The organism is Methylocystis parvus OBBP (genome assembly GCF_027571405.1).
Classification (GTDB): Bacteria; Pseudomonadota; Alphaproteobacteria; order Rhizobiales; family Beijerinckiaceae; genus Methylocystis; species Methylocystis parva.
Genome location: NZ_CP092968.1, coordinates 1 through 26222, shown reverse-complemented (window position 1 = coordinate 26222; position 26222 = coordinate 1). Strand labels below are relative to the sequence as shown.

The 26222-nt window shown below is 64.7% G+C and carries 27 protein-coding genes and 1 riboswitch; of the genes, 15 read left to right on the top strand and 12 right to left on the bottom strand.

Translation table 11 applies throughout. The annotated features are described in order from the left end of the window. Positions 1–117: 117 nt before the first annotated feature. The 4 genes from pnp to MMG94_RS00120 all read left to right on the top strand — a co-directional run bounded on the left by pnp (position 118) and on the right by MMG94_RS00120 (position 5320). On the top strand, positions 118–2271 hold the full coding sequence (gene pnp, locus MMG94_RS00135) for a polyribonucleotide nucleotidyltransferase (RefSeq protein WP_016918438.1): 2154 nt from the start codon (positions 118–120) through the stop codon (positions 2269–2271). Between the two features lie 68 nt (positions 2272–2339). Next, positions 2340–2906, top strand: a complete 567-nt coding sequence (locus MMG94_RS00130) for a hypothetical protein (protein ID WP_016918437.1) — start codon at positions 2340–2342, stop codon at positions 2904–2906. 62 nt (positions 2907–2968) lie between these two features. Next, on the top strand, positions 2969–4042 hold the full coding sequence (locus MMG94_RS00125) for an AI-2E family transporter (protein WP_154420121.1): 1074 nt from the start codon (positions 2969–2971) through the stop codon (positions 4040–4042). Positions 4043–4144: 102 nt separating this feature from the next. Further along, on the top strand, positions 4145–5320 hold the full coding sequence (locus tag MMG94_RS00120) for a pyridoxal phosphate-dependent aminotransferase (RefSeq protein WP_026016037.1): 1176 nt from the start codon (positions 4145–4147) through the stop codon (positions 5318–5320). A gap of 131 nt (positions 5321–5451) precedes the next feature. On the opposite strand, the gene MMG94_RS00115 is transcribed toward MMG94_RS00120, so the two are convergent. Beyond that, complete coding sequence (locus MMG94_RS00115) at positions 5452–5922, bottom strand: PH domain-containing protein (protein WP_016918434.1); 471 nt, start codon at positions 5920–5922, stop codon at positions 5452–5454. A gap of 87 nt (positions 5923–6009) precedes the next feature. Continuing rightward, positions 6010–7128, bottom strand: a complete 1119-nt coding sequence (locus MMG94_RS00110; RefSeq protein ID WP_026016036.1) for a 2'-deoxycytidine 5'-triphosphate deaminase — start codon at positions 7126–7128, stop codon at positions 6010–6012. A 236-nt stretch (positions 7129–7364) separates the two neighbouring features. Beyond that, positions 7365–7443, top strand: a riboswitch (SAM riboswitch). A 74-nt stretch (positions 7444–7517) separates the two neighbouring features. Between MMG94_RS00110 and MMG94_RS00105 the strand changes: the two genes are divergently transcribed. Further along, on the top strand, positions 7518–8711 hold the full coding sequence (locus tag MMG94_RS00105; RefSeq protein ID WP_016918431.1) for an O-succinylhomoserine sulfhydrylase: 1194 nt from the start codon (positions 7518–7520) through the stop codon (positions 8709–8711). A 51-nt stretch (positions 8712–8762) separates the two neighbouring features. On the opposite strand, the gene MMG94_RS00100 is transcribed toward MMG94_RS00105, so the two are convergent. From MMG94_RS00100 to MMG94_RS00075, 6 genes are all read right to left on the bottom strand, one after another. Beyond that, positions 8763–8900 (bottom strand): hypothetical protein, encoded by a 138-nt coding sequence (locus MMG94_RS00100; protein WP_016918430.1) that lies wholly within the window; start codon positions 8898–8900, stop codon positions 8763–8765. Between the two features lie 99 nt (positions 8901–8999). Then, positions 9000–9416 (bottom strand): hypothetical protein, encoded by a 417-nt coding sequence (locus tag MMG94_RS00095; protein WP_016918429.1) that lies wholly within the window; start codon positions 9414–9416, stop codon positions 9000–9002. A gap of 76 nt (positions 9417–9492) precedes the next feature. Beyond that, positions 9493–9705 (bottom strand): hypothetical protein, encoded by a 213-nt coding sequence (locus MMG94_RS00090; protein ID WP_016918428.1) that lies wholly within the window; start codon positions 9703–9705, stop codon positions 9493–9495. Between the two features lie 112 nt (positions 9706–9817). Beyond that, positions 9818–10183, bottom strand: coding sequence for a DUF2946 family protein (locus MMG94_RS00085; RefSeq protein ID WP_026016034.1), 366 nt, complete (start codon positions 10181–10183; stop codon positions 9818–9820). A gap of 151 nt (positions 10184–10334) precedes the next feature. Further along, the gene (locus MMG94_RS00080) at positions 10335–12791 is read right to left on the bottom strand and encodes a TonB-dependent receptor family protein (RefSeq protein ID WP_016918426.1); all 2457 of its coding nucleotides are present in this window, start codon (positions 12789–12791) and stop codon (positions 10335–10337) included. Positions 12792–12927: 136 nt separating this feature from the next. Beyond that, positions 12928–13302 carry a hypothetical protein gene (locus MMG94_RS00075; RefSeq protein ID WP_154420123.1) on the bottom strand — a complete coding sequence of 125 codons (375 nt, stop codon included), beginning with the start codon at positions 13300–13302 and terminating at the stop codon, positions 12928–12930. Between the two features lie 197 nt (positions 13303–13499). Here MMG94_RS00075 and apaG point away from each other — a divergent pair, with 197 nt between their 5' ends. Beyond that, the gene (gene apaG / locus MMG94_RS00070) at positions 13500–13892 is read left to right on the top strand and encodes a Co2+/Mg2+ efflux protein ApaG (protein WP_016918424.1); all 393 of its coding nucleotides are present in this window, start codon (positions 13500–13502) and stop codon (positions 13890–13892) included. After that, a complete protein-coding gene (argE, locus tag MMG94_RS00065; RefSeq protein ID WP_016918423.1) occupies positions 13892–15049 on the top strand; it encodes an acetylornithine deacetylase in 1158 nt (385 codons plus the stop codon). Before apaG ends, argE begins: the two co-directional genes overlap by 1 nt. 129 nt (positions 15050–15178) lie before the next feature. On the opposite strand, the gene MMG94_RS00060 is transcribed toward argE, so the two are convergent. Both MMG94_RS00060 and MMG94_RS00055 read right to left on the bottom strand, forming a co-directional pair. Further along, entirely contained in the window at positions 15179–15637 is a 459-nt protein-coding gene (locus MMG94_RS00060) for a hypothetical protein (RefSeq protein ID WP_026016033.1), read from the bottom strand. 110 nt (positions 15638–15747) lie between these two features. Next, positions 15748–16062, bottom strand: a complete 315-nt coding sequence (locus tag MMG94_RS00055; RefSeq protein WP_154420125.1) for a hypothetical protein — start codon at positions 16060–16062, stop codon at positions 15748–15750. A 290-nt stretch (positions 16063–16352) separates the two neighbouring features. Between MMG94_RS00055 and yajC the strand changes: the two genes are divergently transcribed. The 7 genes from yajC to MMG94_RS00020 all read left to right on the top strand — a co-directional run bounded on the left by yajC (position 16353) and on the right by MMG94_RS00020 (position 22852). Next, the gene (gene yajC, locus MMG94_RS00050) at positions 16353–16844 is read left to right on the top strand and encodes a preprotein translocase subunit YajC (RefSeq protein ID WP_016918421.1); all 492 of its coding nucleotides are present in this window, start codon (positions 16353–16355) and stop codon (positions 16842–16844) included. A 69-nt stretch (positions 16845–16913) separates the two neighbouring features. After that, entirely contained in the window at positions 16914–18503 is a 1590-nt protein-coding gene (gene secD, locus MMG94_RS00045) for a protein translocase subunit SecD (protein WP_016918420.1), read from the top strand. A 15-nt stretch (positions 18504–18518) separates the two neighbouring features. Further along, positions 18519–19604 (top strand): protein translocase subunit SecF, encoded by a 1086-nt coding sequence (gene secF / locus MMG94_RS00040; protein ID WP_016918419.1) that lies wholly within the window; start codon positions 18519–18521, stop codon positions 19602–19604. 24 nt (positions 19605–19628) lie between these two features. Further along, positions 19629–20003 carry an Mth938-like domain-containing protein gene (locus tag MMG94_RS00035; protein WP_016918418.1) on the top strand — a complete coding sequence of 125 codons (375 nt, stop codon included), beginning with the start codon at positions 19629–19631 and terminating at the stop codon, positions 20001–20003. Beyond that, positions 20003–20812 (top strand): phytoene/squalene synthase family protein, encoded by an 810-nt coding sequence (locus MMG94_RS00030; protein ID WP_016918417.1) that lies wholly within the window; start codon positions 20003–20005, stop codon positions 20810–20812. Before MMG94_RS00035 ends, MMG94_RS00030 begins: the two co-directional genes overlap by 1 nt. 42 nt (positions 20813–20854) lie before the next feature. Next, a complete protein-coding gene (locus MMG94_RS00025; RefSeq protein ID WP_016918416.1) occupies positions 20855–22189 on the top strand; it encodes an ActS/PrrB/RegB family redox-sensitive histidine kinase in 1335 nt (444 codons plus the stop codon). Between the two features lie 69 nt (positions 22190–22258). After that, positions 22259–22852, top strand: a complete 594-nt coding sequence (locus tag MMG94_RS00020; protein WP_016918415.1) for an ActR/PrrA/RegA family redox response regulator transcription factor — start codon at positions 22259–22261, stop codon at positions 22850–22852. 21 nt (positions 22853–22873) lie between these two features. Here MMG94_RS00020 and MMG94_RS00015 read toward each other — a convergent pair whose 3' ends face one another. Next, entirely contained in the window at positions 22874–23335 is a 462-nt protein-coding gene (locus MMG94_RS00015) for an MmcB family DNA repair protein (RefSeq protein WP_016918414.1), read from the bottom strand. A 149-nt stretch (positions 23336–23484) separates the two neighbouring features. Between MMG94_RS00015 and MMG94_RS00010 the strand changes: the two genes are divergently transcribed. After that, positions 23485–24564: a polyamine ABC transporter substrate-binding protein gene (locus MMG94_RS00010; RefSeq protein WP_016918413.1), complete on the top strand. Its 1080-nt coding sequence runs from the start codon at positions 23485–23487 to the stop codon at positions 24562–24564. 155 nt (positions 24565–24719) lie between these two features. Here MMG94_RS00010 and dnaA read toward each other — a convergent pair whose 3' ends face one another. After that, positions 24720–26222, bottom strand: coding sequence for a chromosomal replication initiator protein DnaA (gene dnaA, locus MMG94_RS00005; RefSeq protein ID WP_040578885.1), 1503 nt, complete (start codon positions 26220–26222; stop codon positions 24720–24722).

The window sequence follows — 26222 nt, the reverse complement described above, 5'->3', positions numbered from 1 at the left end:
CGTCATGGCAGGATCGCCGGACGCTGCGTGGACGAAAAAACGAAAAACAACGCTTCCGCAGCTTCTCGCCGTCTTGCTCATGACGACCCGCAGGGGTTCATCAGAGAAAGACCACGCATGTTCCAAATCCACCGCGAAGAACTCGACTGGGCCGGCCGCACGCTCGTCCTCGAGACCGGCAAGGTCGCCCGTCAGGCCGACGGCGCCGTCGTCGCCACCTGGGGCGAAACCACGGTGCTCGCCACCGTCGTCTCCGCCAAGGCTCCCAAGCCGGGCCAGGATTTCTTCCCGCTCACCGTGAACTACCAGGAAAAGGCCTTCGCCGCCGGCCGCATTCCGGGCGGCTATTTCAAACGCGAGGGCCGTCCCTCCGAGCGCGAGACGCTCGTCTCCCGCCTCATCGACCGTCCGATCCGCCCGCTTTTCCCCGACGGCTATCGCTGCGACACGCAGGTCATCGTGACCGTTCTGTCGCATGATCTCGAAAACGACCCGGACATTCTCGCCATGGTCGCCGCCTCGGCGGCGCTGACGCTTTCGGGCGTACCCTTCATGGGCCCCGTGGGCGGCGCCCGCGTCGGCTATATTAACGGCCAGCTCAAGCTCAATCCGACGATCGAGGAGATGAAGCTCTCCGATCTCGACCTCGTCGTCGCCGGCACGCAGGAAGCTGTGCTGATGGTCGAGTCGGAGGCCAAGGAGCTTTCGGAAGAGGTGATGCTCGAAGCGGTCATGACCGGCCATCGCGGCTTCCAGCCCGTGATCGACGCCATCATCCGCCTCGCCGAGCGCGCCGCCAAGGATCCGCGCGATCTCATGGTTCCGGACAACTCCGAAGTCGCGGCGCTCGTCTCCAATATCGCCGAGGCCGAGCTGCGCGCGGCCTACAAGTTCACCGTCAAGCAGGACCGTTACGCCGCCGTCGACGCGGTGAAGGCGAAGGTCCTGGCGGCGATCTTCCCGGAAGGCGAGACGACGAACTTCACCAAGGAAGAAGTCGCCGAAGTTTTCAAGGAGCTTCAGGCCAAGGTTGTCCGCTGGAACATTCTCGACACGGGCGTCCGCATTGACGGCCGCGACGTGAAGACCGTTCGTCCGATCGTCGCCGAAGTCGGCGTCCTGCCGCGCACCCATGGCTCGGCGCTCTTCACCCGCGGCGAGACGCAGGCGCTGGTCGTCGCGACGCTCGGCACCGCTGAGGACGAGCAGTTCGTCGACTCGCTCGAGGGCACCTATAAGGAGCGCTTCCTGCTCCATTATAACTTCCCGCCCTACTCCGTCGGCGAGACGGGCCGCATGGGCTCGCCGGGCCGCCGCGAGATCGGCCACGGCAAGCTCGCCTGGCGCGCCATCCGTCCGATGCTGCCGGCGGCGGCCGAGTTCCCCTATACGCTGCGCGTCGTCTCCGAGATCACCGAGTCGAACGGCTCGTCCTCGATGGCCACGGTCTGCGGCGCCTCGCTCGCGCTGATGGACGCCGGCGTGCCGATCAAATCGCCGACGGCCGGCATCGCGATGGGCCTCATCCTCGAAGGCGAACGCTTCGCGGTTCTGTCCGACATTCTCGGCGACGAAGATCATCTCGGGGACATGGACTTCAAGGTCGCCGGCACGGCGGCGGGCGTGACCTCGCTGCAAATGGACATCAAAATCGCCGGCATCACCGAGGAGATCATGCGCGTCGCCCTTGGCCAGGCCAAGGACGGTCGCCTGCATATCCTCGGCGAAATGGCGAAGGCCCTCACCTCGTCGCGCGCGGAGCTCGGCGAGTTCGCCCCGCGCATCGAGACGCTGAAGATTCCGACCGACAAGATCCGCGACGTGATCGGCTCGGGCGGCAAGGTCATCCGCGAGATCGTCGAAAAGACCGGCGCCAAGATCAATATCGAGGACGACGGCACGGTGAAGGTCGCCTCCAGCGACGGCAATTCGATCAAGGCCGCGATCAACTGGATCAAGTCCATCGCCTCCGATCCGGAGGTCGGCATGATCTATGAGGGCACGGTCGTGAAGACCGCCGATTTCGGCGCCTTCGTGAACTTCTTCGGCGCCAAGGACGGCCTCGTCCACATCTCGCAGCTCTCCAAGCAGCGCGTGGCGAAGACGACCGACGTCGTGAAGGAAGGCGACCGCGTGAAGGTGAAGCTGCTCGGCTTCGACGACCGCGGCAAGGTGCGCCTCTCCATGCGCGTCGTCGATCAGGAGACGGGCGAAGATCTCGAAGCCAAGGAAAAGGCCGAGAAGGAAGCCGCCGCCGCGAGCGGCGAGTGATCGACCGCACATTTCAACCTGGAGCCGCCCGGCGTTATCGGGCGGCTTTTTCATTTTTGGGGCATGACATGCGCAAATTTTATCTCGCTTCGTCCGTCTTGCTCGCCGTCTCCGCTACGCGGGCCGAGCCCGATTATTCCCGCGTCGTTTCCTCAGTGACGCTTTCTTTCGAGGCCGGCGACGCCGACCGCGCCGTGCTGGTGGAAAATGGCGACATGGGCGCGGATCTTTTCGTCTACCGGAATCTCGACGGGACGCGTGGCGCGGCGACGCCGGCGAAACCTGCGCTCATCAAGAAAAACATCGCCTGGAGCGGCGGCATGTGGGGCGCGCTCCCCTCTCTCGAAACCAGCGCCAAAGGCTCGCTTCTCATCAAATCGGAAAATACGGGCGTTGGCCGGGACCGTTGGGACGAGACGATCACCGTCGTCTACCGCAACAAGGAGCTCGTGGTCGCCGGATTGACGCGCAACGCCTACGACGCAGTCGAACCGAATGGCGCGCATAGCTGCGATCTGAATTTCCTGACCGGCAAGGGCAAGCGCGACGGCAGACCGATCGAGGTGAAGACAGGTTTGAAGAAACTGGCGGACTGGGACGAAGACAAGACGCCGCCAAAGGAATGCGTTTTCTAGAAATCGCTTGCCAGCCCCCGTCGCTCTATCTGAAACTTCTGCGACGCAGCGGCGGGCCAACGATGACGGAACCAAAAAGAGGCGACGACAGCGCGACCGGCGAGGCCTTCGCGCGGAATCAGCCGATCGACATCTTCCTGCTCGCGCGACTTGGCTTCACCTCCATCTTCGTCGTCATCACCGCGCTGATCGCGGAACCCTATCTCGCAAGCCTGACATGGGCGCTCGTATTGGCGGTCGTCTTCATCGGGCCGCATCGCTGGCTGGAAGCGCATATCGGCGCCAATTCCGCCGCGGCGGCGTCCGTCTTTCTGATCGCCGTCATCGTCGTCGGACCGCTCCTCTTCGTTTCGGAACGGCTGATCAATGAAGCGATCACCGGGGTCGCTTATGTCGGGACCACTTTTTCCGACGGGAGATGGGGCGGGTTTCTCGACGCGCATCCCTGGCTGCGCTGGATCGGCGATCAACTCGACCTGCGAACGCTCGCCGGCCGCATTGGCGACTTCATCACCAGCAATGGCGGCGCGCTGCTGACGCAATCCACGGGACAGGCCATCACGCTGCTTCTCGCGTTCTACATGCTGTTCTTTTTCCTGCGCGACCGCCGCGCCGGCCTCGACGCGATCATCCGCCTCTCGCCCTTCTCCTCCATCGAGACGGGCAAGCTCATCGTGCGCGCGCGCGATACGATCCATGCGATGATCTACGGCACGCTGAGCGTCGCGGCCTTGCAGGGCATGCTCGGCGGAATCATCTTCTGGTGGCTCAATTTTCCGTCGCCGCTTTTTTGGGGGATCGTCATGGGCGTGCTGTCGATCGCGCCCGTGCTGGGCTCTTTCGTGATCTGGATTCCCGCCACCATCTATCTGGCCATGGAAGAACGCTGGGCGGACGCGATCACGCTCGGCCTCTGGGGCGGCGTCGTCATTTCCACCGCCGATAACGTCGTGCGTCCTTTGCTCGTCGGCGAAACGCTACGCCTGCATACGGCGCCGGCCTTCGTCGCCATGCTGGGCGGTCTCCAGCTCTTCGGCCCGGCGGGCCTGATCCTCGGTCCCCTGGCCTTCACGACGACGACGCTCATGCTGGAGTTCTGGCGGCGCCGATCCGATCCGGAATTGCATATGAAATGAGGAGCGCGGACGCTCTTGCCCGCGCGAATTAGACAGCGCCAGCGAAGGCCGCGCATAATAGAGCGCCGCCGACGCTTCGTTTTGGAAATCGCTCAGCTTCCCATGCATGAATCCAACCGGCTCCGCGCCGTCCAAACGCCGATCATCCCCGCCATCGCCGACCTTATCCGCGCCACGCCGGGCACGATTTCGCTGGGTCAGGGCGTGGTGAACTACGCGCCGCCGCCGATCGTCGCGGAAGCGATCGAACGATTTTTTGCGGATCCGAACAATCACAAATATCAGGGAACGGCAGGCATTCCCGCCCTGATCGAAAGAATCGCGGCGAAGCTCGCGACCGAGAACGCTGTCGAAGTGGGCGACGCGCATGGCAATGGCGTGATGGTCACGGCCGGCGGAAATCAGGCTTTCTTGAACGTCATGCTCGCCATTCTCGATCCGGGCGACGACGTCATCCTGCCGCTGCCCTATTATTTCAATCACGAGATGGCCATCACAATGGCCAACGCCCGCCCCGTTCTCGTTTCAACGGACAGCGATTATCAGCTCGATCTCGACGCGCTCGCCGCCGCCATTACGCCGCGCACGCGCGCCATTGTGACGATCTCGCCGAACAACCCGTCAGGCGTGGTCTATTCGGAAGAGTCGCTGCGCGCGGTCAACGCGCTTTGCGCCCGACATGGAATTTTTCACGTCAGCGACGAGGCGTATGAATATTTCACCTATGACGGCGCGCGCCATTTCTCGCCCGCCTCCATTCCGGGGGCGAGCGCGCATACGATTTCGCTTTACTCCATGTCGAAGGCCTATGGCTTCGCCAGCTGGCGCATTGGCTGGATGGTCTTTCCCGCTTCGCTCGGAGCCGCGCTGCGAAAGATACAGGACACGGTCATCATCTGCCCGCCCGTCATCGCGCAGTTCGCCGCCGCGGGCGCCATGTCGCTCGGCCGCGCCTTCATCGACGAAAAGGTCGCCGCGCTTGCGCGGACGCGCGCGATGGCGCTGGGCGAATTGGCCGCGCTGGAGAGAGATGGGCTCGCCCAAATCCCGCCGGCGCAAGGCGCTTTTTATTTTCTATTGCGCGTCGAATCGGCGCTCGCGCCTCTAGATTACGTCACGCGCCTTATTCGCCAGCATAAGGTCGCCGTCATTCCCGGCGACGCCTTCGGCCTCGAAAGAGGCTGCAACCTTCGTCTCGCCTATGGCGCGCTTCAGCCGGATACCGCAGTGGAGGGCGTGGGCCGCCTCATCGCGGGCGTGAAAGCGTTGCGCGGCTGATCGATCGAGACCCAGCGCGCCGGCGAGACGCGCAAGGCGTTTTTCCGCCGCCTGCGCGCCGCGAAACTACGCGTCTCGAATGCTAAAGCCGCCAGAAAATTCGTCGATATATGGACCGCGAGACTCCTCGCTCATCCGGCAAGACCCAGAGCGGCGCGCAAACGCCGCTCGATCTCTTCCGCATCGGCGCACGTCTCGACGCCCGCCGTTTCGAAGCGCGCGCCGTCCCGCAGCGTCAGCACGACGCCGAAAGTATTGGCCCGAGAGTCCCACTCCGTTTCGCTTATCGAGATTTCGGCGATGTCGCTTGAGCGCAGGCGCGTGGTCCAACGACGGAAGAGATTGCGTCGCGCGATTTCTATCTCACCGTCATCCACACGCCAGCGCTGGTCTTCGCCAAAGGCGGCGGCCCAGACCCCGCCGACGCCGACGGCCCAGGCTCCAAGCGTGATGACGCCGAAGAAAAGCGAATGCCAGCCCGGATGCAGGAACGCGCGCCTGAAGTCCCACGCCGGCGCGACGATGGCCAAAAGACCGACTGCGCCAAGAATCGCCCGCAGCATATGCGGAAACGGGCGATCGATCGAAAATTCATCCGACATTCGGCGCGAGCTTAAGGCCGAAAGCATTTCCGAAGAGTGACAAGTCGTGCTTAACGCAAACGTCCGCGCACGCGCCGCCGCTTATGGCTACTCCACGCAGAAATGCTTTGAGAGCTTCAGCCCCTGCCCCTGATAATTGGAAGCGCCCTCCTCGCCATAAAGCGCCCGAGGCGTCTCCGCCATGCGCTCATAGACAAGCCGGCCGATGAATTGACCATCTTCCAGAATGAAGGGCACTTCGCGCGAACGGACCTCGAGCACCGCGCGCGCGCCGGGCAGGCCGTCTCCGCCCGCGCCGAAACCGGGGTCGAAGAATCCGGCGTAATGCACGCGAAACTCGCCAATGGCGGCGTCCATCGGCGCCATTTCGGCGGCGATGTCGGGCGGAATGGCGAGCCGCTCGCGCGAGGCGAGGATGTAGAAATCGCCCGGATCGAGGATCAGCCGGCCGTCGCGCGCCGGCAGGCGATCCCAGTAATCGTCGATCCGATAGGCGCTCACATTATCGACGTCGATGACGTCCGTATGTTTCTGCGCGCGATAGCCGATGATCCCGCCGAATGCGTCGCAGCCCAGGGCGACGCGCAGCACGACGCCGTCGCGCAGATTGAGCGCGTCGTCGACGAGCGGCGTCTTTTCGTGAATCGCGGCGAGCGCCGCATCCGTCAGCGCGAAGCCGATCTGCCCCTCGGGACGTGCGCGGAAGCGCAACTGGTTGAGGCGCGAACCCTTGCGCACGCGCACCGAAAAGCTGCGCGGCGAGACCTCGGCGTAAAGAGGTCCGCAATAGCCCGGCTCCACCTCGTCGAAACGTTCGCCGCGATCGGTGATGAGGCGGGTGAAGATATCGAGGCGGCCCGTCGAACTTTTGGGGTTCGCGGCGCCGGAAACGTCTCCCGCCAGCCCCAGGCTCTCCGTGAGGGGCACGACATAAACGCAGCCGCGCTCGAGGATCGCGCCTTCGCCCTCGAGAGACATCTCGTCATAGGCGAGCGCCGCGAGAATGTCGCCGACCCCGCGCTCCTTGCCGGGCAGGAAGCTCGCGCGAACGCGGTAGGCCTTGGGGCCGAGCCGCAGATCGAGGCTCGCCGGCTGAATCTGCCCACGGGCGAGCGGCGCGGCGGCGCGAATGGCTCCGGTCTCCGCCATGAAATGAATCTGCCGGCTGGAGAGGACGCCGCCCCGCTTTTTGTCCAAAGGCGTCATGACGCGCCGTCCCCTGACTCGAAACGAACCGCCCGCAAGGAAACGGGCGCCGCCGGCGAGCTAGAGCAGACGCCCCTGCTCTTCCGAATAGCCTTTACCGCGCCGCGGGTCCATCTCTGGCCCGGAAAGAAAGACTGGTCGCCGGGCATGAAGCGAAGGGTTTTGGCGTCCCTGCGGGATATGGCCTGCCCTGACGGCGTCAAAGAGACGATTGACACGCCGCCCGCCATTTCGGATTACTGAGCCGTGGTTATTTGAGCCGGCCGGCTTGCCGCCACGAAAAACAAAGCGCTAAAAGGCCGGGTCTCCCGACGGAAGCCCGTATTTTTGTCCGCGCGCCCTAGCGCGCCCATGTTTCGGCGCATCATATGCGCCCGAGGGAGAAGAGAATGACGGACGCCCCCCGCAAGCTGAAGCCGGCGACATTGCTCGTCCATGGCGGGACGACGCGCTCCTCTTTCGGCGAAATCTCCGAAGCGATGTTTTTAACGCAGAGCTTCGCCTATCCGACGATGGAGGCGGCCGAGGCGCGCTTCAAGGGCGACGATCCGGGCTTCATCTATTCGCGCTTCTCCAACCCGACCGTCGCCATGTTCGAGCAGCGCATGTGCCTGCTCGAAGGAGCCGAGGCCGCCCGCGCCACGGCGAGCGGCATGGCCGCCGTCACCGCCGCCATGATGGCGCAGGTGAAGGCGGGCGACCATGTGGTGGCGGCCCGCGCGCTTTTCGGCTCCTGCCTCTATGTCGTGGAGGATCTGCTTCCGCGCTTCGGCGTGAGTTCGACTCTCGTGGACGGAGCGGATCTCGCGCAATGGAAGGCGGCGGTCCGCCCGGAGACCAAGCTCTTCTTCCTCGAAAGCCCCACCAATCCGGGCCTCGAAATATACGACCTCAAGGCCATCGCCGACGTCGCCCACAATGCCGGCGCGCGGCTCGTGGTCGACAATGTCTTCGCGACGCCCCTCCTGCAAAAGCCCTTCGATTTCGGCGCGGACGTCGTCGTCTATTCGGCGACGAAGCATATTGACGGTCAGGGAAGATGTCTCGGCGGCGTCATCCTTTCCTCTCAGGCGATCATCGAGGAGAACATCCATAATTTCCTGCGCCAGACCGGCCCCGCAATGTCGCCCTTCAACGCCTGGGTGATGCTGAAGGGACTAGAAACGCTGCCTCTGCGCGTCGGTCAGCAGGCGGCGAGCGCCGCGAAGGTCGCGGACTTCCTCGCGGAGCAGAAGGGCGTGACGAAGGTGCTCTACCCCTTCCGCAAGGACCATCCCCAGGCTGAGCTGGCGCGCAGGCAGATGCTCGGCGGCGGCACGCTGGTGAGTTTCCTTCTGGAGAGCAAGGAAGCGGCCTTCAGGCTCGCTAACGCCTTGCAGGTCGTCAAGATCTCCAACAATCTTGGAGACGCCAAGAGCCTTGTCACCCATCCCGCGACGACGACCCATCAGCGCCTCACGCCCGAAGCCCGCGCAACGCTCGGAATCACCGACGGCATGCTGCGTCTTTCGATCGGACTGGAGGACGCCGACGATCTGATCGACGATTTGGCGGCGGGCCTCGCCGCCGCCGGTCGTGGCTGACGAATTTCAGATCGGCGCAAGCGCGAGCCTTTGGCGAACCCGCACGGGCGCTTAGCGAACCGGCTTCCTTACGGCGATCCGCACTTTTGCCGCGTCCATCTCGTGACGGAGGCAATCGGCGACGAAGACGCTTGCGGACAGAATCGCGGCGATGATTTCCAGGCTGACGGTGAAGATTGTCTCGGACATGCGTTTCTCCCATGCCGCGCGCGGCGGCGATTGACGACCCGGGATTCGCGTCGACGCCCCAAGGAGGTCGCAAGCGTCGACGCAAATCCGCTTGAGGGCTTACGTCAGGGAGGACGGAGGCGCCCGCGCCCGGTTGGACAAAAGGGGCCTGGGCGTCGGCGCAACGCGGTCCGCCACCATCCTCGAGCGGAGGGAGTCGCCGAGGATGGGCGTCGCGCCGACGAGACCGGGCCGCGCCGCCATGGGCGCCACGCCGCGGCAGAGCGTCTGGCACAGGACGCAATCAATGCCGCGGTCGCTGGCGGGGCCCGGTCGCCCCTTTTGCGCGTCGGGCATGGGCGCGCCCGACGCGAAACACACGAAAGCCGACGCAATTCGCTCCTTGGTCCCGCTCAGCCCCAAGGCGAACGGGGCCGCAAAGGGCGCGCTCGCCAGCAGGGCCGCCGCAAGCAGCAGCGCGCGGGCGAGGCCGCTCGCCGCGCCGGGCGGGAAGGATGGAGGGAAGGCAGGCTTCATCTTAGGATCGATTTGTCCCGAATCCAGGCTGCGTTCGGGCGGGTGCCGTCCAACCGCAGCCGGTAACTGGAGCGCTCTAAACCGCAAGACGCGCAAAGCGCGCGCGGCGCTCGAGATCGATGAGGCGGATCGCGCCCTTACGGGCGTCCCGCCACATGGCGACAACCGGCGCGATGGCCGGAGACGCGGAGGCGACAAGCTCCTGCTCGCGTCTCTCCCGTTCTTTCAGAGTTTCGAGGGCCGACTGCGCCAGCGCGCAATCGCGACCGCTCGGCCGCTTCTTCTGCATGAGAATTCTCCCGCATCGCCGTCCTCGGACGGCTCCAATCGTTGCCCGGCCTCGGGGCGCGCGTGCGCATATGCGCTACGCGTGACATCCCGATGACGCGGAGATGAGTGGATCAGGAGAAACTTGGCGGCGCGCGCGCCTGACGGTCATAATCGCGCGGGGGCGCGGGCAGGGCGCGGTCCGCCACCGTCCAACGGATGTCTCTCCATTGGACGGGCGCCATGCCGAGCAGGACAGGCTTCGCCGCGACCGGCGCGACGCCGTCGCAGAAAGCCTGACACAGGGCGCAATCGTGAGTCCCGTGAGCGTGACCGGCCGGGCCATGATCATGACCCGGGCTGCCCGCCTTCAGGCAGATTTCGCTCAGGCCGTGCACATCGACGCCGCGCGCTGCGGCGACGCCGTTCGCGACCGGCAGGAAGGCCTGAACGGCCAACGCCAGCACGAACAAGACTGTCGGCAACCACCTGCGGGGCATTGAAAAGCCTTAGACGAGCTTGTGCAGATTCTTCGCACAACATTCATACAAGCAAAAAGAAGCCGTCTCGGCAAGCAGGCGCTTGCCGAGACGGCTTACTTCGTTGCGGCAAGACGCCGCATGCCTCAAAAAGTGCGCGGCGTCTGCTTCCTTAGAATTTGAACCGCACGCCGCCTTGGAAGAGACGCGGATTGCCCGCATAGATCGAACCCGTGCCGTTTAGCGCGAGTTGCGCGTAGCCGTTCTGGACGACGGCGCCATTCACGAGGGACACCGAGTTCTGGATGTTGTTGGCCGAAGCCACCCAATTCTGGTCGAGGATGTTGCGCACCTCGAAATAGGCGGTGACATGCTTCAGCCAACCCAACTCGACGTCGCGATCGAGGTGAAGATTGGCGTTGACGAGGCCGTAGCTCGGAATCGTCAGCACATTGCCGTTATCGAGAAAATAGGAGCTCTGGTAGTTGTATTCCACAAAGGCGCCGAGGCCTTTGAAGTCGCCATAGGGCTGATCGTAGGAGATCCGCGCCGTAGCGGTGTGCGGCGCGACGTTCGGAATTTTGTAACCCGAGCGGTCGAAATATCCCGTCCGTCCACCAGGATTGGCGGTGCCGAGAAGCTCCGTAAACTGCGTGAAGATCTGGTTGTTGTAAGAGTAGTTGGCCATGAAGCGCCAACCCTCGATAGGCCGCCAGTCGAGCAGCGCCTCCACGCCGCGATGCACCGAGCCTGGCGCGTTGAACGTATAGTTCTGCAGACCGGCGCCAGGCGCCTGGGTGAGCTGCTCGTTCTGATACCACTCGTGGAAGCCGGTCAGGCTCAGGAGGAGAGTTTCCTGCGGCCGCCAGTCGAAGCCGATGTCGATACCCGTGTTGCGCTGGGTCTTCAGGTCGACATTCGGCCCGTTGACGCCCTGCTGGGTGACGAAGAGCTGACCGGGATTCGGCGTGCCGTAGCCGCTCGACGCGCGGAAATGGGTGAGAAGCTCGGGCGTAGCGCGCCACGTCACTGAGGCTTCCGGCCCGAAGTTCCAATAAGTCTTGTTGACGGGAACCCCGGTCCAACTCGCCGGCTGCGCGGCGCGCGCGCCCGTGGGGATGTAGCTGAACGTCTCCTGCCAGGCGGCGATCTTGGTCATCTCGGAGGCGAGGCCGAGCACCATGGTCACATCCTTGGAGAGCGCGACCTCCTCGCGGCCGCGCGCGCCGAGATTCTGCATCATGGCGTTCTGCTTGGCCTGGAGCGCGCCGGTGGCGCCGTCGCCGACGAAGAGCGTGTTGTTCGTGTAGCTCGTATAGCGCGTGCGATTAAAATAGAGCCCGGCGAAATGGCGCGCCTCGAAGCCGGCGAGGGTGCCGACCTGCGTGACGTCGGTGCTGGCGTTCACCGCCGGTTCGTCCTGAAGCGCTGCCGTCCCGCCGGTCGGCTGGATGATGTTCTTGTCGTCGTAGATGACCTGCGTGCGCCACTTGGTGTTGGCGTCGAAGTCATGCTCCCAGCGCAGGCCGAGCACATCGCGGCGGTCGTTGCGGTCGAAACCCGCGAGGAAGGCGGTCGTGCGGTAATTGACCTGTCCGGTTCCGTTGAGGCCGTTGATCGGCACGTTGGCGTTACCGCACCATCCTTGAGCCGCAAAGGACGCATTTCCGGCCTGGGGCAGCACGTAACATCCGCGCTGGAAGGGATTGAGATAATATTGGGCGAGCGACAGGCGGGACGATAGATCGCCATAGAGCTGGTTGTGGATGAATTTGAAGGTGAGCAGATCGTTCGGCGTCACCTGCCAGCGCGCGGTCGCGTTAACCGTCTGCGTGTCGCTGCGGGAATGGAAGGTCCAGCCGTCGGAGCGCACGTCGCTCGCAAAGACCGCGATGTCGACATTGCCGATTTTTTTGCCGATCGCCGCAAAATTGTTGAGATAGCCGTAGGAGCCGAACTCCGCGCCGTAATCCACGCCATCGATCTCAGCGCCCGTCCGAGTGCGGAAATTGATGGCGCCCCCATTGGCGAAATTGCCGAAAAGGGCGGAGGACGGACCGCGATAGACGTCGACGCCCGCATAAGCGTGCGGGTCGGTGAGGTCCGTGCGAGAGAGGCCGTCGGGCTGCGTGACGGAAAAACCGTCTTCTAGCAAAACGATGTTGCGCACGCCAAAGCCATTGCGGGCGGAGGAGCCGCGGATCGAGATCACGATGTCGCGCGGGCCGTTGCCCTGCTTGAAGGACACGCCGGGACTATATTGCAGCAACTCGCGGACGGTAACGATCGGCGTGGTGCGGAAATCCTCGCTCCGCAACGTCGTGAAAGTCTGGCCGGTCGGCTGGCGATAAACCGGCATGGCCAATTTCTGGGGGCTGAAGCCCGGCGCGGCTGCGAGATCCGGATTCGCCGAGGTGGAAAGCGAGCCGGCGGGGGTCGTCATGCGCGGCGCGACGTAAGGGCGGGCCGCCGTCGTGCGGGCGGCGGTCGTCGGGCCGGGCCGGGCGGGACCACGCGCGGCGCCGACATTGATGGTCGGCAAGGACTGCTGGGCGACGGCCGCGCTTGAGAGGATCAGGCAGAGCGCGTTGACGGCTGCGCCGCCAAAAAGGTGAGAGCGACGGATCATCGTTGATTTTCCTTGTGCGTCGGCGATTGCGCAACCCTCGTTGGGGAGCGGCGGGCGCGAGGCAAGGCTGGAAGAATGGCTGCAGGCGTGACTGGCTTTGAACCGAACGGCCGGCGTCGGCGGTCCTGTGCGGCTTCTAAGCGATCGCTGCGATCCTGGGCGGTCCGCGCGCCCGTCGGCCCTGAATGAGTCTTGCGACAGGCGCCGAGATATTCGGGAGATCGAAGTCTGCGGCCGTCGAGCCGCGCAGATCGATCGTCTCCCACGTCACATTGTCGATACAGTCAGCCGGGGCGTCGCCGCATAGGCAGCAAGATTGACAATGATGGCGAATGCTCCCGCGGTTTGCGTCGCCGGAGTCTTCACGAGAGTCAGCGATCTTGGAGCAATGCGGGGAGACGACGTTTCTCTGTCCGTCCATGGACGCATGCGCGACGCCCCAGCCTCCGGCGACGGCCTGCAAGACCATAGCCAGCGCAAGCAGCAGAACTCGCAGGGACGAATAACGCATCTAAAAGCCCGATGGGACAGATTTAGCAGTTACTTGTCCTCCATGCTTCGCCAGAGACCAAGCCCAATTCTCGCGCTCGCGCCTGAAATAAGCGCGATGTGGCGAATCTGTCACAAAGCTGACGGACAAAGCTGCGGCATAGCGCTTGCAGTTTGGCGTTCCCCTTTCCGCAAAGCCGTTCTAAGCTCCGTCCCGCCATGTACATCGCCATCACCAGAGACATACAGGTAACGGCCCTGCCGGACTTTCTGCCCGACCGGTCCGATCCCGACCAAGGCCGGTTCTTCTGGTCTTACACGATCGAAATCGCCAATCTCGGACGCGCCCGCGTGCAGCTCCTGTCGCGCCATTGGGTCATCATCGACGCCAATGGCCGCCGGGAGGAGGTGCGCGGGCCGGGCGTGATCGGCGAGCAGCCGGTGCTCGAGCCTGGCGAGACCTTCCGCTATGCGTCCGGTTGTCCGCTGACGACTCCCTCGGGGATGATGCAGGGCAGTTATCGGATGGTCACGGATTCGGGCGAAACTTTCGACGTCGAGGTTCCCGCCTTCTCGCTCGACAGTCCGATGTCCAATCCCACGTTGAATTGATGGACGATCTCGACCGCGCAATCGACATGACCGCCCGGCTCGTCGCTTTCGACACCGAAAGCTCGAAGTCGAACATCCCGCTGATCGATTTCATCGAGAGCTATCTGCGGGAGCAGAAGATCGCCTTCTCGCGCGCGCCGAACGCCGCAGGCGACAAGGCGGCCATATTCGCCACCATCGGGCCGATGAGGGAAGGCGGCGTGGTGCTCTCCGGCCACACCGACGTCGTGCCGGTCGAGGGGCAGGAATGGACCTCCGATCCTTTCACGCTGCGGCGCGACGGCGGCCGGCTGTACGGACGCGGCGCGGTGGACATGAAAGGCTTCGGCGCCGTCGCCCTGGCGATGATCCCGGAATTCAAGAAGGCGGCGCTGACGCGCCCCATTCATATTCTCCTCAGCTATGATGAGGAGACGACCTGCCTCGGCCCGCTCGATATGATCGCGCGGCTCGGCGTCGATCTTCCCCGGCCGAATGCGGTCATTGTCGGCGAGCCGACCTCGATGCAGGTCGCCGACGCGCATAAGAGCGTCACGACCCATCTGACGCGCGTGCGCGGCTTCGAGATTCACTCGGCCAATCTGCATCGCGGCGTCAGCGCCGTTCACGTCGCCTGTCGGCTGGTGACGGAGCTCGAGCGCATCGGCGACGAGATTCGCGCCGAGGGCGACCCTTCCGGCCGTTTCGATCCGCCCTTTTCGACGGTCCATGTCGGGGTCATCAAGGGCGGGACGGCGCGCAACATCGTGGCCAAGGACTGCGAATTCGAATGGGAGTTTCGCGGCCTTCCAAACGCCGATCCCATGCTCGCGCAGAACCGGCTCGCGCCTTATGTCGAGAATTTGCGCAAAACGGTCTTCGCGGATTTTCCCCAATGCGGGGTCGATCTCGACACGCTGGTCAAAGTGCCCGGCCTGTCGCCCCAGCCGGGATCGGCCGCGGAAACGCTCGCCCTCCGGCTTGCCCGCCGCAACAATACGATCGCTGTCCCTTACGCCACCGAGGCGGGGCATTTCCAGCGCGCGGGCGTGCCAACCGTCGTCTGCGGGCCCGGACGGATCGATCAGGCGCATCAGCCCGACGAATATGTCGACGTGTCGGAACTGGCCGCCTGCGTAGAATTCATGCGCGCCCTGGCGCGAGAGCTGGAGGCGTAGCGCGCGCCCAAAACAGAAGACCTGTTTTCGCGTGACGCGCGCTCTGGCTTTCTACCGCAATCCGTCCGTCATTGCAGCGTTGAGGCGATTCCGCCGAAACGCTCGCGAGCCCGTCCGGCGCGGCCTCCCTCAATAACAAACCCATTTCCAGTTCTGGCGCCAGGGGCTCCAGCGCCAGCATGAGCCGACGCCCGGCGCCCACCAGCGGCCGCGCCACCAGCGCTGACCGCCGGGGCCGGGGCCTCCGGGACCGGGGCCAGGTCCGCCCCAGCCGGGGCGCGGATAGCCGCGGCCCGGATCGCCATAGCGCTGACCGTCGCGGTCGCCATAGCCGCGCCCGTCGCGGCCCTGGTCGCCATAGCCTCCCTGGTCGCCATAATCCCAGCCGCCCTGGCCGCCGCCTTGGCCGCGCGCGCCGGCTCCTTCGTAGGAGCCGCTCCGCCCATCATCATAGCCGCCGCGCCCATCGTCATAGTCGCCTCTTCCGCCGCCGTATCCGCCGCCATAGCCCTGCGCCAGCGCGATCCCCGACCACGCCAAGGCGCCCATGGCGGCGACGATCAGCGCCGAATTTCTCACGACTCCCATTCTACGTCCTTTCCAGCCCTTTTACGGCGCGCGACGATCCCGTCCCCTCGCGGCGACGGACAACTCTGCCTCTATCGAAACCCATATGTCTGCTTTGGCCCGACGCCTCGTCAGCAGGCCCAGACCCAACGGCCATACCACCAGCGCCAGCAGGCGCCGCCGTGACCGCCCGTCCAGCCATAGGGGCGCGCGTAATATCCGCCGCCGCGCCAGCCATAGCCGCCATGCCAGGCGCCTCGGCCGCCCCAATAGCCGCCATGCCAGCCATGCCCCCCATGACCCCAGCCGCCGCCATGCCCCCAACCGCCGCCATGCCCCCAACCGCCATGACCCCCGCCGCCATGACCCCAGCCGCCGGCCAGCGCCGCGGGAGACGTGAGAAGAAGGCCTGCTGCGAGGCCCGCGCATGCGATCTTTTTGAACATCGTATTCTCCCTGGTGACGGTCTGACGGCGAATTACCGTCAAAGCTTGTAACGAGCATCGGCGCGATCGCCTGAACCATGGGTGAACGTCGGCAGGCCCCTTCGGTTCGTCACTCCGACGCGCCGGACCGGCCGCCAGGCGCGCGACCCAGGCGCCAACCACCGGTAGACGCGCCCGAAACAGCGCCATCCGGCATTGCTTTCGTAAGTCGAGCGGCTATAGTCCGCGCCCATTCCGACGCCTGCCGACGCCGATCACGCGCGTCGCGCCGCCACACCAGAGACGCTGCGATGAAACTGATCACGGACGCCATGGCGCAAACCGAACAGCCGGCCCCGGCGGCTCCCGCGCCCGCCGCCCCGACGCCGCCCACCGCCCCGACGGCGACGCAGTCGGGCACAGGCGCCAACGGCCCCGACCCGGCCCAGCCGCCGTCCCTGCCTGATCTCATGGCGCAGCTCGTGCCCGTTTTCGTGGTGATGGGCATCGTCTACATTCTGGTCATTCGCCCGCGCGCGCGCCGCGAGAAAGCGGCGCTGGAGGCGCTGCGCAACGTCCGTCGCGGCGACACGATCGTCACGAGCGGCGGCCTCGTCGGCAAGGTCACGAGGGCGATCGACGAGAATGAGATCGAACTCGAGATCGCGCAGAACACGCGCATCCGTCTCCTGCGCTCAGCCGTTGCGGAAGTGCGCAGCAAGGGCGAGCCCGTGAAGGACGCGCCGGCCCCGGCGGCGGAGAAAGCCCCCGCCAAACCGTCCCAGCCGAAGGCGAAGTCCTGATCGACGGCTGAGCCCGAAAACGGACGGCCTTTCGCGCGCGCCCGATCTCTCTGACCAAATAGCGACACGATGCTGCGATTCTCGACCTGGAAATTCCTTGCAATCGTGGCGATGACGCTCGCCGCCATCCTCGTGGTGGCGCCGAGCACGTTGTCGCCGTCGAATTATCAGGCGCTCGCGTCGCGGCTGCCCTCCTGGCTCATGCCGCCGACCATTGTGCTCGGCCTCGATCTTCAGGGCGGCTCCCATGTCATGCTGGAGGTCGATCAGGCGGATCTGATTTCGACGCAGATCAAGAATCTGCGCGACGACGTCCGCCGCATTCTCCGCGAGGAGAAGGTGGCGATCACGGGCGGCATTGGAACCACGCCGCGCGGCGTGCAGGTTCGCGTCGCCGACGAAGCGGACCGCGAAAAGATCCTTCCCAAATTCCGCCTCCTGCGCAACAGCTTCAGCTCCAATATTGGCGGCCAGACGCCGCTCGAGGTCGAGACGACGCCGGAGGGGCTGGTCCGCATCACGGTCACGGACGCGGGCCTTCGCGACAAGTCGCGCAAGGCCGTCGAGCAGTCGATTGAAGTCATCCGCCGCCGCGTCGACGCGCTTGGCACGCGCGAACCCTCGATCCAGCGCCAGGGCGACGACCGGGTGCTGGTGCAGGTTCCGGGCCTTCAGGATCCGCAGACGCTCAAGGAAATTCTCGGCCAGACCGCGAAGCTGGAATTCCGCCTCGTCGCCGAGCCGGGCCAGAACCCCGCCGAAGTCGAGGAATTGGAGCAGGTCGAGGATCAGCAGAAGCTGCCGATCGAGAAGCAGGTCATGGTGCAGGGCGAAGACCTCACCGACGCCCAGCCCGGCTTCGACCAGCAGCGCAGCGGCGAGCCCGTCGTCAATTTCCGCTTCAACATTCGCGGCGCGCAGAAATTCGGCGACGTCACGTCGAAGAATGTCGGCCGCCTCTTCGCCATCGTGCTCGACAACAAGGTGATCTCGGCGCCGCGCATTCTCACGCCGATCACCGGCGGCTCCGGCCAGATTTCCGGCCGCTTCTCAGTTGAGCAGGCGAATAATCTCGCCATCCTGCTGCGCGCCGGCGCCCTGCCCGCCAAGCTCAACATCGTCGAGGAACGCACGGTTGGCCCCGGCCTCGGCCAGGACTCGATCGACGCCGGCAAGCGCGCCGCCTATGTCGGCGCGGGCCTCGTCGTCGTCTACATGCTCATCACCTACGGCGTGTTCGGGATCTTCGCGAATCTCGCGCTCTTCGTCCATATCGCGTTCATCTTCGCGGGCCTCGTGCTGCTCGGCTCGACTCTGACCTTGCCCGGCATCGCCGGCATCGTTCTGACGATCGGCATGGCGGTGGACTCGAACGTGCTGATCTATGAGCGCATACGCGAGGAGAACCACGCGGGCCGCTCTATCCTCGCCTCGCTCGACGCCGGCTTCAACCGCGCCTTCGCGACCATCGTCGACTCGAACGTCACGATGTTCGTCGCCGCGGCGATCCTCTATTTCCTGGGCACCGGCCCGGTGCGCGGCTTCGCCGTGTCGCTGGCGCTCGGCATTCTCACGACCATCGTCACCGCCGTGACCATGACCCGCATGATGATCGCGGTCTGGTATCACTATGCGCGTCCGACGAAGCTGCCGATCTAAGAGGCGAATGAAACGATGAAACTCCTGCGCCTCGCTCCGGAGAATACGAAATTCCCGTTCATGCGCTTCCGGCGCGTGAGCTATCCCTTCTCGGCCCTGCTGTCGCTCATCGCCGTCGCGCTCTTCATCTTCAGGGGCATGAATTTCGGCATCGACTTCGCGGGCGGCACCGTCATCGAGCTGCGCGCCAAGTCTGGCGCGGCGGAAGTCGGGACGCTGCGCATGCTGGGCGAGAATCTCAAGCTCGGCGACATCGAAGTTCAAGCCTTCGGCAACGCCGCCGACGCCACGCTGCGTTTCGGTCTGCAAGCCGGCGGAGACGCGGCTCAGCAGGCGGCGGTCGAGAAGGTCCGCGGCGCCGTGGGCGAGCAATATGAGCTGCGCCGCGTCGAGGTCGTCGGTCCGCGCGTTTCGAACGAGCTGGTTCAGTCGGGCACGCTCGGCGTCGTCCTCTCGATCATCGCCGTGCTCACCTATCTCTGGTTCCGCTTCGAGTGGCAGTTCGCCATCGGCGCCGTGATCGCAACGATGCACGATCTGTTGCTGACGGTCGGCTTCTTCTCGATCACGCAGCTCGAATTCAACACGACGTCGATCGCGGCCATTCTCACCATCGTCGGCTATTCGCTCAACGAGACCGTCGTCGTGCTCGACCGTATTCGCGAGAATATGCGCAAATACAAGAAAATGGCGACGGCGCAGATGATCGATATGTCGATCAACGCCGTGCTGCCGCGCACCATCATGACGGCGACGACCGTCATGCTCGCCCTTTTCGCGCTCGTCTTCTTCGGCGGCCAGGTCATTCGCTCCTTCTCGCTCGCGATGATCTGGGGCATTTTCGTCGCGACTTACTCCTCCATCTTCATCTGCTCGCCCATGCTGATCTATCTCGGCCTGCGCAACGACGACGTGGACCGCAAGGCCGAGCAGGAGCAGGAGCCCGAAGACGGGGCCGAAACCGAATATGACGGATCGGCCGAACTCTACGCCGCGTCCATGTCGGACGACATTGGCGACGCGCCCGTGCCGGCCGCGCCCAAGCGCCCGGCGACGAAGCCCGCCGGCAAATCGAAATCGACGAGCCGCCGGAAGCGATAGGCCGCAAGCGAAAAGACGGACGTCATGACCGCCCCCCAGGGCTATGTCCCGGGCCGTTTCAGGATCGACGACTATGGCGATGGCGGCTTTCGCTTCGCCGACATGTCGCATCGCGGTTCGATCCTCGCTTTGCCGACCGGCGTCCGCGCCATCGCCACGGCGAGCTGGAAAGAGATCGACGCCGCGACCATCGATCTCGCGCTGAGCGACAGCGGCGGCCTGGACCTTTTCATAGTCGGAACGGGCAAGGATCTCATGCCGCTCGCATCGCCGCTGCGCGCGCGCCTGCGCGACGCCGGCGTCGGCTGCGAAACCATGGCGACGGGCGCGGCCGTTCGCACATACAACATGCTTCTCGACGAAGGCCGGCGAGTCGGCGCGCTTTTGATCGCCGTCTGATGGACGCGGCCGCGCCAGACCATTATGCGATCTGCGAGGCGCAACTGCGCGAACGCGACCGCGACGTCTGGCTGGCGAGCCTCTTCGCGCCGCATCCGGCGCGCCGGCATATCCACGCCGTCTACGCCTTCGCGCAGGAATGCGCGGAGGCGCCCGCCAAGGTCTCGCAGCCTTTGCTCGGCGAAATGCGCCTGCGCTGGTGGACCGACGCTCTCTCCGGTCCGGACTCGGAAGCCGCGCGCGCCCATCCCGTCGCCGATGCGCTCCTCGACACGATGCGGCGTTTTTCGCTTCCGCTCGACGAGCTGACCGCCTTGGCCGACGCTCACGTCGCCGATCTCTACGACGACCAGATGCCGGATGTGGGGACGCTCGAAGACTATTGCCGCATGACCAGCGCCGCGCCGATGCGCTGGGCGGCGCGCATTCTCGGCGCCGAGCCTTCCCCGGCCATGGAGGATGCGGGCGTCGCGCTCGGGCTTGCGCGCGTCCTGCGGCGGCCCTCCGGCCCCTTGATCCCCGCCGACCTGCTGGCGAAGCACGGCGCGACGATCCATGCGAACGCGCCGCCGCTCCGCGCGGCGCTCGCCGAGCTGCGGGATATGGCGCTGGCGCGTTACGAATCCGCGCGCCGCGCCGCGCGCGGCCTCGCAATCGGCAGAGAGGCCTTGTTGCCCGCAGCGCTGGTTCCCGTTTATCTGGAACGCATGACGCGGAAAGATTACGATCCTCTTCGCGGCCTGCCGGAGCCTTCGCCCCTGCGGCGGCAATGGCGTCTGTGGCGCGCCGCGCGCGGGGTCGGTCTCTGACCGGCGTCGCCTTGATCGAGGGCCGTTGCGAAGGGGGGAGCCATGAGGCCCAACGTCTATGACGAAGACAGCAGACGCTTGCGCGTCGGCACGCTGATCACCCTGCGATGGATCGCGATCATTGGCCAGACAATCGCCTGCCTCGTCATCTATTTAATCCTGAATTTCGATTTTCCGGTCGGCCTCTGCTTCGTCTTCATCGTCGCGTCGGGCACGCTCAATTTCGGTCTGCGCTTCGGCACTTCCGGCACGTTCCGGCTGAGCGATCTCGAAGCGGTGGTCCTGCTCAGCTACGATCTCATTCAACTGAGCTTCCTGCTCTATCTCACGGGCGGCGTCACTAATCCTTTCGTCATGCTGCTGCTTGCGCCCGTGACGATTTCGGCCGTGTCGCTGCCGCGCAACCTGACCTTGTTCCTTGGCATCACCATGCTCGCCGCCGCGACCTTCCTGTGCGTCGAATTCGAGCCCCTGCCCTGGTATGAGAACGAGGCGCTGCGCTTCCCCCTGCTCTATCGCGCCAGCATCTGGGCCTCGCTCGCGCTCTCCGCTGCCTTCATCGCGCTATACGCGGCCCGCGTCTCGGACGAAGGCCGCCTCCTCGCCACCGCTCTCGCCGCGACCGAACTCGTGCTCGAACGCGAGCAGCACCTTTCTCAGCTCGACGGATTGGCGGCCGCGGCCGCGCATGAGCTCGGCACGCCGCTCGCGACCATTACGCTCATCATCCGCGAACTGCAGAAATCCTCGTCCAAATGCCCCGCCGAGGGTCTGAAGGACGATCTCGACCTGCTGGCCCAGGAGGCCGGCCGCTGCCGCGAGATTCTCGGCAAGCTCGCTTCGCTCGGGGCCGACCAGGGCACGATGATGAATGTGCTCTCCATCGACACGCTGATCGAGGAAGTGGTCGAGCCGCAGCGCGAATTCGGCGTGAAGCTCGACATCACCAAGCGCGGCGCCGGCGCCGCCTCTCCGCCGGCGCTGGCGCGCAATCCCGCCATTCTCTACGGCCTCGGAAATCTCGTCGAAAACGCCATCGACTTCGCCGAGACTCGCGTGCGCATCGACGCCTGGTGGTCGCGCGACCTCGTCACAATACTGATCGAGGACGATGGTCCGGGCTTCTCGCCCACTATTCTCGATAGGCTCGGCGACCCCTATTTGCGGGGCCGGCCGACCGAGCGCCGCACGAAGAACGACAGCCAATCCGGCCTCGGCCTTGGCCTTTTCATCGCCAAGACGCTGCTCGAACGCTCCGGCGCGACGGTCGAGACTTACAATGTCTCGCCGCCTCGCACCGGCGCCGTGGTGAAGGTCACCTGGCCGCGCCCGGCCCTCGAAATATCCACCGGGAAGCTCGCGGCGTCAGGAGCTTAGGGGCGGGGTCGACGGCAAAGATTCCTTGGAGTAGGCTTTGACAAAAATCACGCTGGGAGAAATCGGGGCATGAACCGCGAAGACATCGGAGAAACGGAACACGACGACGCCGAAGCGCTCGCCGCGCCCGGCCTTCCGGAAGACCGCTCCCTGCTGATCCTGGACGACGACAAGCCCTTCCTGCATCGTTTGGCGCGCGCCATGGAGCAGCGCGGTTTCGTCGTCACGCAATGCGAAACCGTCGCCGAGGGTCTCGCAGCGCTCGAATCCGTCCCGCCGGCTTTCGCGATCATCGACATGCGTCTCAATGACGGCAACGGCCTCGACGTCATCCAGCGACTCAAGGAAGCGCGTCCGGATGCGCGCGGCATCATCCTCACCGGTTACGGCAATATCGCAACAGCGGTGACGGCGGTGAAGCTCGGCGCCTTCGACTATCTCGCCAAGCCCGCGGATGCGGATGAGATTTACCACGCGCTGATGGCGACGACGATCGACAAACCCGACGCCCAGGAAAATCCGATGTCGGCGGATCGGGTGCGCTGGGAACATATCCAGCGCGTGTTCGAATCCTGCGACCGGAACGTCTCGGAGACGGCGCGCCGCCTCAATATGCACCGACGCACGCTACAACGGATTCTCGCCAAGCGCGCGCCGCGCTGACGTCCTGAGCGAACAAGGGGCTTACCCTTCCAGCCTTTCGTCCCCGAAGGCCAGCGCGCAATAACGCTCCGCCGCCAAAGCTCCGAAGCGCACCAGCATCGCCTTCCGGCTCGCGGGCGGCAGGCGGAGCGCCGGCGCCTCTCGCGCAACCATGGCCCCATGCGCGTCCGCGACGATGAGGCCGGCGTCTTCGGGGAAAGGCCCCGCGTCAAGATCGACGGGGATCGCGAAATAGAAACGGTCGCAATAGTCGCGATACCAAGTCCATTTCTGGTCGGCGCGAAAATCCTCTTGCGAGGACTTCACCTCGACGATGCGCAAGCCGCCATCCGGCGCGAGCGCCACCAGATCGGCGCGGCGTCCGTTGGGCAAAGGCAATTCGCCGATCACGGCGAAGCCGCAGGCGCGCAAATAACGCCGCGCGCCGCGCGTGACATGCCGCGTCGCCTCTGGCCGACCGCAGACTTCCGGGACTGCCGTCATACCGGATCGCATCCTTCGATCTCCGCTCCCGCCCCTGAAACGCGCTTTGCGCGATTCCGTACAGGCGGAAAGCGCGCTAAGGGCAAGCATGATAGTCTGACGCCTCCAGCCCGCGGCGCAAGCCGCGCGCGCCGCCCACCGGCCCGCACATGAAAAAAATTCTTGTCGCCCTTCTGTTCGCTCTCGCCTGTGCGCCCGCCTCGGCGGCGGAGCGCGTCGTCAATATTTTCAATTGGAGCGACTATGTCGACCCGGGCGTTCTGGAGGACTTCACGCGCGAGACGGGCGTCAAAGTCGTCTATGACACTTACGACTCGAACGAGATGCTCGAGTCGCGCCTGCTCGCCGGCGCGACCGGTTACGACATTGTCGTCCCCTCGGCGACCTTCCTACAACGCCAGATCAAGGCGGGCGTGCTGCAGCCGATCGACCGGAAACGTCTCGCCAACGCCGGCAATATCTGGACCGAGATCGACGGACGGCTCTCCGCTTACGATCCGGGCAGCGCGCACGCGATCAACTATATGTGGTACACGACCGGCGTCGCCTATAACGTCGCGAAGGTCAAGGAGCGCATCGGCAGGCCGATCACGAGCTGGGACCAGGCGCTCAAACCCGAAAATCTGAAGAAGCTCGCCGATTGCGGCGTCTATGTTCTCGACAGCCCCGAAGACATTTTCGCGATTACGCTGAATTACCTCAAGCTCGATCCCAACTCGAAGAGCGAAGCCGATCTCAAGCGCGCCGCCGACCATCTCGCGGGGCTGCGGCGCTTCATCAAGAAATTCCATTCGTCCGAATATATCAACGCGCTCGCCAATGGCGACATCTGCGTCGCGATCGGCTGGGCGGGCGACAGCCTGCAGGCGCGCAACCGTGCGCGCGAAGCCGGCTCCGACGTCGAGATCGCCTATGCGATCCCGAGCGAAGGCACCCTGATGTCGCTGGATAATCTTGCTATCCCGATCGACGCCCCGCATCTCGCCGAGGCCTATCTCTTCATCGATTATCTGCTGCGCCCGGATGTGGCGGCGCGCAACACCAAGGCGACCAACTTCGCGAACGGCGTCGGCCCGTCGCGCGCGCTGATCGACAGATCGATCGCCGACGATCCTTCCGTCTATCCCGGCGAAGGAACGATGCATCGGCTCTTCACCGTCACCACGCCCAATCAGCCCGAGCAGAAATTCATCACCCGTCTTTGGACGATGGTGAAGACGGGACGGTAGGCGCGATCGCAGGCGACACATCGTCATTGCGAGCATTCGCTCGACGTCGGGTATATCCGACTTCGACAAGATGCGAGGCAATCCAGAGCAGCTGTTGCGGCTCTGGATTTGCTTCGTCGCTTACGCTCCTCGCAATGATGGTAAAGCGGAAGCCGTTACTGCTCGCTCAAAATCCGCCTCAGCAACTCGATTACTTCCGCAAGGCCCTTGTCCTTCGCGACAAGCTCCTCGATCTTGCGCACGGCGTGCAGCACGGTCGTGTGATCGCGTCCGCCGAAGCGGCGGCCGATCTCCGGGAGCGAGCGCAGCGTCAATTGCTTCGACAGATACATGGCGATCTGGCGCGGACGCACGACATTCGCCGTGCGGCGCGACGACAGAATATCCGCGCGTGAAATATTGTAATGCGAGGCGACGAGCTTCTGGATGTCGTCGATCTTGACGCGCCTGGGCTCCTGCGTGCGCACGAGGTCGCGGATCGCGGTCTCGGCCGTCTCGACGGTGAGCGGCGCGCCATTGAGCGTGACATGCGCCAGAAGGCGATTCACGGCGCCTTCGAGGTCGCGGCCATTCGTCAGGATCGTTCGCGCGACATAGCTGATGACGTCTGGCGGCACATGGAAGCCCGGCTGCGTCTCCTGCGCCGCGGCGATGCGCGCCTGCAAAATCTTCACGCGCAAAGACTCGTCGAGCGGGCCGATATCGACGCAAAGTCCGCCTTTGAAGCGCGAGAGGACGCGTTCGTCGAGCGTTTCGAGATCGGACGGCGGCCGGTCCGCAGCGACGACGACCTGACGGCCGGCGTCGATCAGCGCGTTCAGCGTGTGACAGAATTCCTGCTGGATCGACTTGCCCTGCAGAAATTGCACGTCGTCGATGATCAGCATGTCGATCGCGCGCAGACGCTCCTTGAAAGCGAGCGACGTCTGATTGTTGAGCGACGACACGAAGCCGCTCATAAATCGCTCGGCCGTGAGATAGACAGCGCGTCGGCGATTGTCGTTGGTCGCATGAGCGAGCGCTTGCAGGAGATGCGTCTTGCCGAGACCTACCGCGGCGTGCGCGTAGAGCGGATTGAACATCGGCGTTTCGCCGGGACGTGCTTCCGCCACGCGACAGGCCGCGGCGTAAGCGAGCTGGTTCGACGGACCGACGAGGAAAGTCGAGAAAGACAGGCGGCGGTCGAGCGGCGAGCCCATGACGGAGTCGCTCTCGCCCCGCATTCCCGGCGTACGCGGCGCGCGGCGCGGCGCGGCGGCGTTCAGGGAATCCATCCCCGCGTCGAAAGGCGCCGGCGTCTTCTCGGCGACATTGAGGATGGGGGTCGCCTCGGAGTCCTTCTCGGAGCCGGAGTCGCGCGCCCTGGCTTTTCGCGCCGAGCTGCGCACGTCGATGATGACGCGCTCGACGCCTTTGAATTCGCCGGAAACGCGGGCCTTTATGCGCGTCGCATAATGCGACTGAACCCAGCTTTTCAGGAATTTGGTCGGCACGGTGAGATGGGCCGTCTCGCTGGCAAGGCGTTCGAGCTCGAGGCGCGTGAACCAGGAATTATAGACGGCGTCCCCGAGCTCGGCCCGCAGCCGCTCCCGAACGCGCTCCCAACGTTTCTGGTCCTCGGCGGAAATCCCGTCATTGGATGATTCACGATCAGACAT